Here is a 12,940-nt window from a genome sequence, read left to right as displayed (position 1 = left end):
TTCTCATTATGAGTGACCGCATCGCGATCGGCCCGTCGGTGCCGCGGCGGTCCAACCGCTTCCTGCGCTGGCTCGGGGGCACGATCCTGCGCCTCGCCGGCTGGCGCCTGGACGTGCGGCTGCCCGATCACCCACGTATGGTGATCATCGCGGCACCGCACACCTCGAACTGGGACTTCGTCTATGGCATGGCGGCGGTGCTGAAGCTGGAAGTGGATCTGCACTGGTACGGCAAACACACCCTGTTCGCATCGGCGCTCGGGCCGCTGCTGCGTTGGCTCGGCGGACTGCCGGTCGATCGCGGCGCACCCGGTGGCGTCGTGCAGCAAACCGCCCAGGCGTTCAAGGAACGCGCGCAGCTGATCATCGCGCTGGCGCCGGAGGGCACGCGCGCACATCGTGCGCAGTGGAAAAGGGGGTTCTACTACATGGCACGGGCAGCGGACGTGCCGGTGGTCAGCGCCTACATCGACTACGCACGCAAGGAGATCGGCATCGGCCCGGTGTTCACGCCCACCGGCGACTGGGACCGGGACATGAAACCGGTCTTTGACTTCTATCGCGGCGTCACCGCGAAGCATCCGCAGAACTTCGCGGTCGAGGAGATCCCGTAGGAGTTCCGGCCGCCTGCAGCGGGTCGCGCACGCGCGCCAGCAGCAGCGCGCCGACGATGAAGAACCCCAGCAGTGACAGGATGGCCAGGCGCGGACTGCCGGTGAACTGGGCAGTCAGGCCGACGACGGTCGGTCCGAGCACCGCGGCGAACTTGCCCATCATGTTGTAGAAGCCGAAGAACTCTCCGGCCTTTTCGGCCGGGATCAGGCGAGCGTAGTAGGAGCGCGACAGGGACTGGATGCCGCCCTGCACGCAGCCAATCGCCGCCGCCATCAGGTAGAACTCGGTGACGCTGCCGAGCCGGTAGGCCCACAGCGTGACCGCGGCATAGACCGCCAGCGCCAGATAGATCGCATGGCGCGTGCCGATGCGGTCGGCCAGCCAGCCGAATGCGATCGCCGCCGGAAAGCCGATGAACTGCACCATCAGCAGCGCGACGATGAGGCTGTCCGAGGCAAAACCCAGCTTCATGCCGAAATCGACCGCCATGACGATGATGGTGTCCACGCCGTCGATGTACAGCCAGTACGCGAGCAGGAACATCCACACCGCGCGCAGCTCGCGGATGTGCTTGAGCGTCTCCAGCAGTTCACGCCAGCCGGTGCTGCCGCTCCGCGCGGCGCCTTCCGGCACGTGGCGGAACAGCGGCAGCGCGAACACCGCCCACCACAGCGCCACGCTGACGAAGGCCACGCGCGTCGCCAGCGCCGCGTCGGCCAGCCCGAACCAGGCCGGCTCGAGCGCCATCGCCACGTTGACGGCGAACAGCAGGCCGCCGCCGAGATAGCCCAGGCCGTAGCCCAGCGCCGAGACGCGGTCCATCTCACGCGGCTGCGCGACCTGCACCAGCAGCGCGTCGTAGAACGACAGCCCACCGAAGAAGCCGATACGGCCGGCGATCGACAGCGCGATCGCCCAGCCCCACTGCCCCTTGCCGACCAGGTACAGCGCCGCCGTCGAAACCACGCCGAGCAGCGTGAAGGCCAGCAGGAAGTCCTTCTTCGCCGCACGTCGGTCGGCGATCGCGCCCAGCCAGGGCGCGAGCAGCATGACGACCAGACTCGCAACCGTCGCAGTCAGGCCCTGATAGAGCGTCTGCGTCTGCGGCGCCACGCCTTGCGCCCAGTACTGGTTGAAGAAGATCGGGAAGAAGCCGGCGAGCACGGTCGTCGCGAAGGCCGAGTTGGCCCAGTCGTACAACGCCCAGGAGATCTGCGAACGGCGCCGGGGTGTCACAGGTTCAGGGCCAGGACGAGCGCGTCCTCGCGACCGCCGTGCGCCGGGTAGTAGCCGCGGCGCTCGCCGATCGGCGCGAAGCCGAAGCCTTCGTACAGCCGTTGCGCAGCGGCGTTGGACTTGCGCACTTCGAGCAGCAGCAGCGCTACGCCGGCGGCGCGCGCGACCATGAGCAGATGGCGCAGCAGGAACTGCGCGAGCCCGCAGCGCCGGTGCGCGGCGGCGACGCAGATGTTGAGGATGTGCGCCTCGCCGGCCGCCATGCTCATCATCGCGTAGGCGAGCACGGCGTCGTCCCCATCCGTCACCACCCAGGCGCTGTAACCGGCGCGCAGGCAGTCACGGAAGATGCCCTCGCTCCACGGAAAATCGTAGGACGCGGACTCGATCGCCAGCACCTGCGGCAGATGTGCCGCCTGCATCGGACCGAGATGCCAGGCCGGCTGCAGCTGGGCGCTCAAGCGGACGCCCTCAGGAGCCGGTGCACGCGCTTGAGATCCTCCCAGCTCTTGGCTTTCTCGCGCGGGCTGCGCAGCAGGTAGGCCGGGTGGTAGGTGACCAGCACCGGCGTCTGCGCGGCGCCATAGTGGTACAGCGGCCCGCGCAGCTTCGACAGCGGCGTGTCGGTGGACAGCAGGCGCTGCGCGGCGATGCGGCCGAGCGCGACGATCAGCCGCGGCTCGACCAGCTCGATCTGGCGGTCGAGGTAAGGACGGCAGGCTTCGACCTCGTCGCTCTCCGGATCGCGGTTGCCCGGCGGCCGGCACTTGACGACATTGGCGATGAACACGGCGTGTTCGGGCCGCGTTTCCGTGCGCGCGCGGCCGATGCTGGCGAGCATCTCGTCGAGCAGCTTGCCGGCACGCCCGACGAAGGGCTCGCCCTGGGCATCCTCGTCCGCACCGGGGCCTTCGCCGATCACCATCAGCGGCGCGCTCTGCAGGCCGACGCCGAAGACCGTCTGCGTGCGCGTCGCGCACAGCTTGCACGCGCGGCAGTCCTGCACGGCGGCGCGCAGGCCGCTCCAGTCCGCCGGCGCCTGGACGCGGGCCGCGCCGGGTGCGGCGGCGACGGCAGCGACGACCGGCGCACCGGCAGCGGCCGACGCGGGCGCCGGTTCGCCCTGCCTCGCCGCAGCGGCGCGCGGCACGCCGGTCGCGGCGACCGCTTGCGGCGCGTGCGCGGCGGCGTCACCGGCGGCGCGGCGCCGGTAGGTGTCGATGCCGAGGAGATTGAGATAGTGACTGCGGCGTGGACCGTCCATCGGCCGATTGTAGGCAATCACACCCCCGGCCGCCGCTGGTAGGCGATGCCCTGCCGGTCGTCGCAACGGGCGGATCCCTCGACGGACGCGTGCCCTACAGTGTGTCGGCCTACCCTGGCACGCCAACGACTTGAACAAAGGACGGACCCGATCATGACCCGTACCCGACTCTTCCCCGTGGTGGCACTGGCAATCGCCAGCCTGCTCTCCGGCTGTCTGGCCGACCGCTCGGGATCGGGCGCCAGCCCGACGCCACCGCCCAACAACGTGCCGCCGGTGGCCGTGCCGGACGTTTACACCGTGCAGACCGACAGCACGGCGACGAGCCTCGACGTCATCGCCAACGACATCGACAGCGCCGGCGGCGGACTGACGCTGTCCAGCGTGACGCAGGTCAGCACCGTTCCGCCCGGCAGTCCGGGCACGGTCGAGATCGTGGACAACGCGCTGAGCTACGCGCCGGCTGCCGGCTTCATCGGCGCCGAGACACTGCAGTACACCGTGACCGACGCCAACGGCGCCACGGCCACGACGATCGTGCTGATCACCGTGCTGCCGGTCACCGCGCCGCCGATCGCCGCCCCCGACGTCTTCACCGTCGCGCCCGACGCGACCGACGTGGAACTCGACGTGCTGGCCAACGACATCGACCTCACCGGCACCGGCCTGAGCCTGACCGCGGTTTCGTCCGTGGCGACGGTACCGCCGGGCAGCGCCGGCACGTTCACCATCGACAACGACCGCGTGATCTACACGCCCGCATCCGGGTTCCTCGGCGTCGAGACGGCGCAGTACACGGTGACCAGCGGCGGCGGGCAGAGCGCCATCGGCACGATCGCGATCCTGGTCTCGCCACTGGGCCCCGGCATCCCGCCGGTGGCGATCGCCGACGCCGCGACGGTCGCGACCGACTCGGCCAGCGCCGCGATTGCGGTGCTCGCCAACGACATCGACACCACCAGCAGCGGCCTGACCGTGACCGCGGTCGAGCGTGTCGCCGCGCTGCCGCCGACCACCGCCGACAGCTTCGACACCGACGGCACCGTCGTGAACTACACGCCGGCGGCCGGCTACAACGGCGTCGTCACGCTGCGCTACACGATCACCGACGGCAACGGCCAGACTTCGACGGCGCCGATCGTCATCACCGTCTCCCCGCTGGCGCTGCCGCCGATCGCCATCGCCGACGTCGTCACCGTCGCCCAGGACAGTGCGCCGATCAACATCACCGCGCTGGCCAACGACCTCGACGTCAGCGGCACCGGCCTGCAGATCACCTCGGTCGCGGGAATCACCACGCTGCCACCGGGACAGACCGGCAGTTTCACGGTCGCCGCCGACGGCCAGTCGATCATCTACCAGCCGCTGCCCGGCTTCGCCGGAATCGAGACCCTCAGCTACGGCATCACCGACGGCAACGGTGCAACGGGGACTGGCGTCATCACCATCACCGTGACGCCTGCCATCCTCACGCCGCCGCCCGTCGCGCTGCCCGACGTCGGCGTCGCCACCTCGGGCGTCGCGCCCACGCCGGCGAGCTTCAACGTGCTGGCCAATGACGTCGATCCCGCCGGTGGCGGGCTGACGCTGACCGGCGCTTCGATCACGCTGGCGCTGCCGCCCGGCGCCGGCAGCGTCGCCATCGTCGGCAACCAGGTCGTCTATACGCCGGCGGCCCTGTACACCGGCAGTGTCACGGTCACCTACACGGCGCAGGATGCGCTCGGCCGCACGACCACCGGGGCGCTCGTCATCACGGTCACGGCGCTGTAGGGTCCCGCTGCTGACACGCCATGCCCCTTGCGATCCGACAACGGACGCCGAGGGGCATGGCGTGGCCAATTGACGGATCGAGCTTAGCGGATGATTCGCTGGGAATCGTTCCTGCTGCTGCCCGTGAGCTCGACGCGCTACACCACGTCACGGGACACGACCTGGCTATACAACATTCATAGACCATGTTGTACAGTCAGCAGCCATGTACGTCGAACTTTCCACCACCGCACAGACGGGCTACGCGCAGCTTCTGGATGCGGTCACGGCACGCGAGCTGCATCGCACCGCCGCCGCCTTGGCGGGCAGTTTCAGCAGCAAGCGCATCGATGGCAGGACCTACTGGTACTACTCGTATCGCCTGCCGGGGGCGGGCGTTCAGCAATCCTTCGTGGGACCGGATTCCGGGCGCCTGCGTACGTTGATCGCGGAGGCCAAAGCGCCGCAGCCGGACAACACGCGGGATCTCGTGAGGTCGTATCTCGCACTCGGAGGGTCCGCGGCGCCGCCGCAGCAGGTCAGCCTGCTCAAGCACTTGGCGGACGCTGGCTTCTTCAGGGCCGGTGGAGTGCTCATAGGCACGCATGCCTTCCTGTCTTACGCGAACGTGCTGGGCGTTCGTTGGGACGGCGGCGACCAGACCACCGACGTGGATCTCGGATGGACAGAGAGGCATCTCTCCATCGCCGTTCCTGCTTCGCCGAAAGTGGATCTGCACGACGCCCTGTCGACGTTCGAAAGTGGCTTCGTGCCGACGGCCATCATCGGCAAGGGACTCGGCGCCGCATACCATTCCAGGAAAGACCCCGATTTCCGCGTCGATTTCCTCACGACATTAAGCAAGCGTGGCAAGGGGGCGCGCCATATCGAAGCGCTCAACATCACGGCCGAGGCGCTGCCGTTCATGGAATTCAGCCTCGAGCAGCCGGTTCAGGCCGTTCTCTTCGATACCCGTGGCCGTACAGTTCTGGCCAATGTACCGCCGCCGGCCCGTTTCGCCATTCACAAGCTCATCGTCAGCGACCTCCGGGGCATCAAGTTCCGCGCGAAGATCACGAAGGATCTTGGCCAGGCGGCATCCGTCATCGCCTGGTGCACAGCTCATGATCCCGAGAGTCTGGCGGACGCACGTGCAGAAGCCGAGAAGCGCGGCCCCTCATGGCGCCGCTCGCTCAAGGCTGGCTGGGCGCAACTGCAACGCGTACATCCCGCAGTGGCCGCTGCTGCAGCCGAAACGTTAGGGTAGGCATCGCGAGAGGTTTTCAGCTTTCGTCTCGTCGCCGAGGACCATGTTCGGCTGGCCGGCGAAGAGCGGGGCGGTTCGACCGGACCGATTGACATCCCACAACGCAGAAGCCCCCGTCTCCGGGGGCTTGCGCTTGCTGTAGCTGATGCCCACAAGGGGCGTGCCCTTTACAACCGCAGCAGCGGCGGCATGACCTTCAACCAGACCTCATCCGTCCGGTCTGCCACGGCTGCCCTGCCCTTGGGCGAGGCTCTGGACAAGCACAGCTCTTTGTACCGTTGCGCCGCCTGCACGCGCTCTGCCCATTCTTCGTCGGAGATCGGCCCACTTCTCACGACATGAACATCCGGTCCGTCACGACGGGAGTCTTCGAGGAACTCGACGAGGTCTTTGGCTTCCTGGTCCTTGGCATCGATCGGCTCGAACTGGTGCGGGTCGAAATTATACCGCAACCGGGTGATTTCCGGGACGTTTTCAGGACATTATTGTAAGCAGTTTCAACGAGATACGAGAGGTTCGCGGCGTCGTTCCCGTCCTCCCACTGCAGCGCCATCCGCTCGTCCGGGAGCGTCGGTTCGAGCTGCAGCTGGTGCGGTTACAGGTGGCGCGCCCGGAGGGAGTCGAACCCCCGACCGCCGGCTTAGAAGGCCGATGCTCTATCCAGCTGAGCTACGGGCGCGTGGCGCGGATTGTAGCGGTCCGCACGCTCATCGACTGAACCGGCGCGAGAGATCGAGGATGCCCCGGAACCGGGGCATCCTCGATGCAGCGTCCGGACTCAGCGCCGCAGGTGCCGTGGCCAGAGCCGGCGCCGCGCAAGACCGAGCAGCAGCAGCGGCAGCAACAGCGCCGGGCCGGCGGCGCCGCCGAAGCGTCCGCCATCGCCCGATCCGCCACCGCCGCCACCGCCGCCACCGGCCTTGCACACGAACGGACTGAAGTCCTCCTGGACGCCGGTGAGGTCGGTGCTGGAGCGTGACGGCGCGACGGCGTTGAGGCCGTTGCCGCGCTTGGCAAAGCCGTCCGAGCAGCGCCGGTAATCCTCGAAGTCGGTCGCCAGTGCCACCGACAGGACCGCGTCGCGCGCCTCGGTGTAGGTCGCATCCGCGGGCGTCATCTTCAGGCCGCCGATGATGTAGTCCTTCATGCGGCGCTGCGCCTCGCCGAACGAATGACGCGGATCGTTGAGCAGGCCGGCGTAGCACTCCCAGACCATGTTGGCCCAGATCTCGCCGGCGTTGTGCACCTCGGAGTTGCTGGTCCCGGGGCCGCCATCCGGTGTCGGTTCGCCGTCGCTGAGGTGCTTCAGGGTGAATGCGTTCTTGGCGAAGTCGGTGGAATACGGCGCGCGCCGGATGCCGGAGAAGAAGTTGTTGCTGACATACCAGGCCAGGCCGTAGGCGCCCTGCCAGGCGTTGTTGCCGGCCACTTGGCGGTCGTCGGCGCGGGCCGAGAGCATGAAGGCGTCGATGTCGCCCCAGCCCTCGCTCATCGCGCCGGACTGCTGATTGCTGGAATCGGTCAGGCGATGGTGCACGTAGTGAAAGTACTCGTGCGCGATGATCTGGTTGTCGAGCGTGCCGTCGATATCGGTCGAGGGATTGCGCTGCAGGTGCATGGTCACGGCGGCACCCGCGGCGAGCTGCGCCTTGAGTGCCTCGCCGTCGGCCTTGCGGATCATCACCGCCGGAATCTGGTAGATCGGATCGGTCGGGCTGGCGCCGGCGTTGACCGGGATGTCGCCGTTGCCCATCGAGATCGGGTCACCGTCGCTGTTGTTGATGACGATCATCGCGACCGCGCCGGACGCCAGCGCGTGCTGCGCCTTGGTGGTGAAGTTGCAGTTGCCGCGATGGATCAGCGCGATGTTGCCGGTCAGCGCCGGGTCGGGCATCGCCGGCACGGACGGCGGCGGCAGCGGCAGGCCGGGATTGGGCGCCGCCTCGCCGCAGCCGTCGGCGGCGGCCACGCCTTCGTCCTCGGTCGCCAGGACCAGGCTGCCGTCGAGGTCGTAGCTGGTCGGCCCGAAGGCCGCAGCGGCGAACTTGAGCGGGCCGGAGTCCACCGGCGCGGTCTGCCGCACCTCGCCGACCAGCAGGCCGTCGAACAGGTACTGCTGCATCACCGGCGAGCTGCCGTCGCGCGGCGTCGCCATGTTGGCGTTGTTGCGGCCGGAGCCGTCCTGGCCCTGGGCCAGGATCGGATCGCCGTCGGCGCCGCCGCGGCCGTAGTTGTCGGTCTGCGCGTTGCCCGCGGCCTCGTCGAAGCCGTGGTTGTACCACCAGTCGTGCAGCCAGTTGTTCATGTAGAACAGGTTGACGACGGCGGCGTTTTGCGCGCTGGCGGTGGACGGGTCCTCGTCGGCGCCGATCGGGTAGTCGAACGTGCGCGTCGATGTGGTCTGCGCGCGCAGCTCCAGGTCCGGCACGCAGGAGTTGACCGGCGGCGGCACGGCGAGGCCGACCGACGGCAGGTCGATGTTGTCGAGGCAGGCATCGACGTGATTGCCGGTGGTCTCGCTCGCGTCGTCGGCGAGCCAGGGGTCGCCGGTGACGATGCCGGCGTGCTCCAGCGTCACCAGCCGCGTCGCGGCACCGACGCGCACGATCGGGTCGGTGGGCGCGCTGCCGGGGAACGGCGTGTAGCCATTGCCCAGCGGCGCGTCGTAAGGCTGGAAGGGCGCCGTGTCGTCGGCGAACACCCGGTAGGTGAACGCGGCGTCGGACCGCAGGTTCTTGCGGTGCAGGATGCCCAGATCGGACGCGGACACGACGAAGGCGTAAGCGATCAGTTCGTCGTTGGCGCGCGCCCGTGCGAACAGCTCGACGTAGTACGCCGGCAGCAGCGTGTCCTGCGCCGGGTAATAGACCTTGCGCACGCGCGGCGCGCGCTCGAAGCGGTGCGAGCCGGCCAGCACCGGCATCGAATACAGCTCGTAGGCGTTCTTCACGGCCGTCAGCTGCAGGGCCGACGGCGCCACGCTGCCGCCGAGATTCGCCCACGCGGCGGCGATCGCGTGCGGCGCATCGAAGGCGAAGCCGTGACCGGCGACCGCCACCGGGTCGTAGCCGGTGGCGAAGTAACCGGATACGGCGACCGGCCGGTAGCTGCGGTCGAGCAGCACGTTGAGCGCGCGGTAGTACACCTCCAGGCCGTTGACGCGCTGGCGGAAGCGCACGACCGCCGGGCCGTTGCCGTTGAACTGCGCGTCGATGACCTCGGCGTCGTCGATCATCGCCGCGGTCAGACCGAGGCTGCGCGCCTCGTTGCGCAGGTGGGCGCGGGCGTGTTCGATCAGCAACTCGCGCCCGGTCAGCGGGCCGACCGCGGCGACCGGCGCGTCCTTGCGCGCCCACAGGAAGCTCGGCTTGCCGAGCGCACGGTCGTAGAGGGTGCGCTGGTGACGGCCCGCATAGTCGGGCACCGGCGAGGCCCGGCCCGCCGTGTCATGCAGAAACCTGTCGAAGTTGACCAGCCCCGGCAGCTCCGGGTCCGTCGCGCCACCGGACGAGGACGCCGTGGTCGCATGCGCCAGCGCCTTGCTCGGGCCGGTGACGCAGGCCGCCGGCGCCGCCGCGGTCAAGGTCAGCCTGCCGCGATAGGGCGTCGGCTGCGACGCGATGAACGGGCACACCACCGCCGTGTAGGCGCCGGCGGTCGGGTTGGTCAGGCCCACGTTCTCCTGCGGGCTGCCGCCGTCGCTGTAGCCGAGCAGCTCGCCATCCTGATAGACCGCCAGCACCAGATCCGGATCGGTGAAAGTGCCGCTCGGGTCCGGCGCGCCTTCCGTCCACTCGACATGGAACTCGGCGAAGACGTTGACGCCGCTGGCGCCGGCCGGGACGGTGAGGTTGATCAGATGCGAGTCGTCCGGACCGCCGTCGATGCAGGGCACCGGCTCATCGACGACACCGCCGGTGGTGCCGATGCCCGACGTGCCCGGCAGCGCGGTCCCGGTCCACTCGACGACCACGGTCTGACCGGGCGTGACCGGCACCGTGACATCCTGCGCTGCCGGGTCCGAAGCCTGCGCCCGACCCGCCCAGAGCGCCCACAGCGCCACGCCCGCCGCCAGGCACACGTTCCGCTTGCCGTTCATGTCCATGCTCCGATGTGCGCCTGTCGCCGGCAGCGCAGGCACGGTGTTAAGGATTGGTGAATATCCTACGCCTTGTCGGCAATTCCCGGTGCGCGGAGAACTACCCAGCGCGGCGCTCACGGCGGCCGCTGCTGTCTGCGGTACTCGCTGGGGCTCAAGCCCGCGCGCTTGCGGAACGCGCGTGCGAAGTTCGCGGCATCGGCATAGCCGAGCTCGTGGGCGATCTGGGTGACGCCCAGTTCACCGGCTTCGAGCAAGGCCCGCGCCCTCTCGTGGCGCACCTCGTTGGCCAGTTCGCGGAAGCGCACCCCTTCGCGCCCCAGATAGCGGTCCAGCGTGCGCACCGACAAATTGAGCGTGCGCGCGAGCTCCACCTGGGACGGCAGACCCTCTCCGGATTCGCGCAGCATCATGCGCACCCAGTCGGAAACCTTGCCGCCGGCGACCGCCTTGCGCACCAGCGCATTGCAGCGGGTCTCGGCCATCTTCACGGCGGTCGGGTCGGACAGCGCCAGCGCGTGCGCTCGGAAATCGGTCGCGAACAGCATGCGCAGGCCGGGCACGCTCTCCCAGCCGAAATGGCAGCGCGCACCGGCCAGTTCCGCATAGCGCGCCACGTGCGGCGGCTCGGCAATGGACAGGTACAGGTCGTATTCGGGCATGTGGCCGGCGAGCAGCTCGCGCAGCTCCCAGTGGGTGGCCGCGGCCACCGCCTCGAGATGGAACTGCAGGCACAGCGGGCTCATCGACACGACGGGCGTGAACAGGATCTCCGCACGCTCGCGCGTGGCGCGGTAGCGCATGCGGAAGGTCGGCATGATCAGCTTGAAGTAGCGCGCGGCGAGCCGCAGCGCGTAGTCCGCGTCCGGGCTGCTCAACATGCCAAAGCCGAGCAGGCTGTGCGAACTCAGCTTGAGCGCGCGGCCGACGTCGAGCGCCAGATCCGCGCGTCCGGTCCGCGCGAAGGCCTCGGCGATCAGGGCCTCGACCTGATCCAGGCGCAGGCTCGCATCCGGCTGGCCGATGCGCTCGGGCGAGATCCGCGCGGCCGTGAGCACCTGCGCGACATCGATGCCGGCACGCAGCAGAACCTCGGCTGCACGCGCGTAGTAGCGTGCCGGCACCTCGATCGGGGGTGTCGCCTGCATCGCTCCACTGTCAACAAATGACAGGTTCGTGTCAAGAAATGACAGGACGTTTGTCTACCCCGCCTTCAAGAATGCCGCCCATCCCGCTGCCGCGGACACCGCGGGTGCATCATTGGCGCAAGGAGACCGAAAGATGACGACACAAGCCCTTTCTTATGGCGAATCGGCCTGGACCGACGGCAAACGCTATCTCTGGCTGCTCAGCCCGCTGGTGCCGGTGCTGGCACTGATCGGCCTGGGCCTGCACCAGATCACCGGCTTCGGCGCATTCGCCTGGTCCGGACCGCTGCTGGTCTATGTGCTGATTCCCCTGCTCGACTGGCTGATCGGCGTCGATCGCAACAATCCGCCGGAATCGGCGGTCGCCGGTCTCGAAAATGATCGCTACTACCGCGCCATCGTCTATGCCTACCTGCCGGCGCAGTACCTGGTGACGCTGCTGGGCGCCTGGATCGCCGTGCACGGCAACCTCGCGGTCTGGGAGTACGCCGGGCTGATCCTGACCGTCGGCGCGATCAACGGCATCGGCATCAACACTGCGCACGAGCTGGGCCACAAGAAGGAATCCTTCGACCGCTGGCTGGCCAAGTTCACGCTGGCGCCGGTCGCCTATGGCCACTTCTTCGTCGAGCACAACAAGGGCCATCACAAGAACGTGGCGACCCCGGACGACCCGGCGAGCTCGAAGATGGGCGAGAGCTTCTGGGCGTTCCTGCCGCGCACCGTGATCGGCAGCGTGCGCTCAGCCTGGTCGATCGAGAAGGAACGTCTGGCGCGCAATCGGCAGGGCGTCTGGAGCCTCGACAACGAAGTGCTGCAGGCCTGGGCGATGAGCGTCGTGCTGTTCGGTGCGATCACGCTGTGGCTGGGCTGGGCGGCGCTGCCGTTCCTGCTGCTGCAGGCCGCCTACGGGGCGTCGCTGCTCGAGGTGATCAACTACATCGAGCATTACGGCCTGCTGCGGCAGAAGCTGGCCAGCGGCCGCTACGAGCGCTGCACGCCGCGCCATTCCTGGAACAGCAACCACATCGTGACCAACCTGTTCCTGTACCAGCTGCAGCGGCACTCGGATCACCACGCCAATCCGACGCGCCGCTTCCAGGCCCTGCGCCACTTCGACGACAGCCCGCAGCTGCCGTCCGGCTACGCATCGATGCTGATCCCGGCCTACATTCCGTGGCTGTGGTTCCGGCAGATGGACCCGCTGGTGGCCAAGCACTACGACGGCGACCTGACCAAGGCCAATCTGCATCCACCCAAGCGCGCCGCCCTGCTCGCCCGCTGGCAGCGGGCGCCGCTGGACGACGGCCATCCGGAGCCGTTCCCGGGCGGCCATGACAAAACGCCGGCGGCCGGAGCGGCACGGTCCTCGCGCTACCAGTGCACCGACTGCGGCTTCATCTACGACGAGGCGCAGGGCTGCCCGCGCGAGGGCTTCGCGCCCGGTACACGCTGGTCGCAGATCCCCGACGGCTGGTCCTGTCCCGACTGCGCGGTGCGCGACAAGGTGGACTTCCGCAAGCTCGACTGAGCCGCGTGCCGGGACGGTAGAGGCGGCC

10 protein-coding genes and 1 tRNA gene are annotated in these 12,940 nt (G+C 68.7%); 4 read left to right on the top strand and 7 right to left on the bottom strand.

Annotated features, from left to right (window positions below):
* Window positions 1-8: 8 nt before the first annotated feature.
* Window positions 9-614, top strand: coding sequence for a lysophospholipid acyltransferase family protein (locus tag AAG565_RS05450; RefSeq protein WP_348818541.1), 606 nt, complete (start codon window positions 9-11; stop codon window positions 612-614).
* Here the strand turns inward: AAG565_RS05450 and AAG565_RS05445 are convergent.
* From AAG565_RS05445 to AAG565_RS05435, 3 genes are read right to left on the bottom strand one after another with little or no spacing between them, the layout of a single operon-like run.
* Window positions 568-1,851: an MFS transporter gene (locus tag AAG565_RS05445; protein ID WP_348818540.1), complete on the bottom strand. Its 1,284-nt coding sequence runs from the start codon at window positions 1,849-1,851 to the stop codon at window positions 568-570. The genes AAG565_RS05450 and AAG565_RS05445 overlap by 47 nt on opposite strands.
* Window positions 1,848-2,312: a ribosomal protein S18-alanine N-acetyltransferase gene (rimI, locus tag AAG565_RS05440; protein ID WP_348818539.1), complete on the bottom strand. Its 465-nt coding sequence runs from the start codon at window positions 2,310-2,312 to the stop codon at window positions 1,848-1,850. The genes AAG565_RS05445 and rimI overlap by 4 nt, the downstream gene beginning before the upstream one ends.
* Window positions 2,309-3,115 (bottom strand): uracil-DNA glycosylase, encoded by an 807-nt coding sequence (locus tag AAG565_RS05435; RefSeq protein WP_348818538.1) that lies wholly within the window; start codon window positions 3,113-3,115, stop codon window positions 2,309-2,311. Before AAG565_RS05435 ends, rimI begins: the two co-directional genes overlap by 4 nt.
* Window positions 3,116-3,268: 153 nt before the next feature.
* Here AAG565_RS05435 and AAG565_RS05430 point away from each other — a divergent pair, with 153 nt between their 5' ends.
* Both AAG565_RS05430 and AAG565_RS05425 read left to right on the top strand, forming a co-directional pair.
* The gene (locus tag AAG565_RS05430; RefSeq protein ID WP_348818537.1) at window positions 3,269-4,888 is read left to right on the top strand and encodes an Ig-like domain-containing protein; all 1,620 of its coding nucleotides are present in this window, start codon (window positions 3,269-3,271) and stop codon (window positions 4,886-4,888) included.
* A gap of 205 nt (window positions 4,889-5,093) precedes the next feature.
* Complete coding sequence (locus tag AAG565_RS05425; protein ID WP_348818536.1) at window positions 5,094-6,134, top strand: nucleotidyltransferase domain-containing protein; 1,041 nt, start codon at window positions 5,094-5,096, stop codon at window positions 6,132-6,134.
* Between the two features lie 167 nt (window positions 6,135-6,301).
* Here AAG565_RS05425 and AAG565_RS05420 read toward each other — a convergent pair whose 3' ends face one another.
* From AAG565_RS05420 to AAG565_RS05405, 4 genes are all read right to left on the bottom strand, one after another.
* A complete protein-coding gene (locus AAG565_RS05420; RefSeq protein WP_348818535.1) occupies window positions 6,302-6,586 on the bottom strand; it encodes a hypothetical protein in 285 nt (94 codons plus the stop codon).
* Between the two features lie 150 nt (window positions 6,587-6,736).
* Window positions 6,737-6,813, bottom strand: a tRNA-Arg gene (locus tag AAG565_RS05415).
* A gap of 99 nt (window positions 6,814-6,912) precedes the next feature.
* Window positions 6,913-10,233 carry a M36 family metallopeptidase gene (locus tag AAG565_RS05410; RefSeq protein WP_348818534.1) on the bottom strand — a complete coding sequence of 1,107 codons (3,321 nt, stop codon included), beginning with the start codon at window positions 10,231-10,233 and terminating at the stop codon, window positions 6,913-6,915.
* A gap of 116 nt (window positions 10,234-10,349) precedes the next feature.
* The gene (locus tag AAG565_RS05405) at window positions 10,350-11,381 is read right to left on the bottom strand and encodes an AraC family transcriptional regulator ligand-binding domain-containing protein (RefSeq protein ID WP_348818533.1); all 1,032 of its coding nucleotides are present in this window, start codon (window positions 11,379-11,381) and stop codon (window positions 10,350-10,352) included.
* A gap of 133 nt (window positions 11,382-11,514) precedes the next feature.
* Here AAG565_RS05405 and AAG565_RS05400 point away from each other — a divergent pair, with 133 nt between their 5' ends.
* Entirely contained in the window at window positions 11,515-12,912 is a 1,398-nt protein-coding gene (locus AAG565_RS05400; RefSeq protein ID WP_348818532.1) for a fatty acid desaturase, read from the top strand.
* The last annotated feature ends 28 nt before the right edge of the window (window positions 12,913-12,940 follow it).

This window comes from Fontimonas sp. SYSU GA230001 (assembly GCF_040066175.1).
In the GTDB taxonomy this organism is placed as follows: domain Bacteria; phylum Pseudomonadota; class Gammaproteobacteria; order Nevskiales; family Nevskiaceae; genus Solimonas.
The sequence above is the reverse complement of the archived record's forward strand: the minus strand, read 5'-3'. Positions and strand labels throughout refer to the sequence as shown.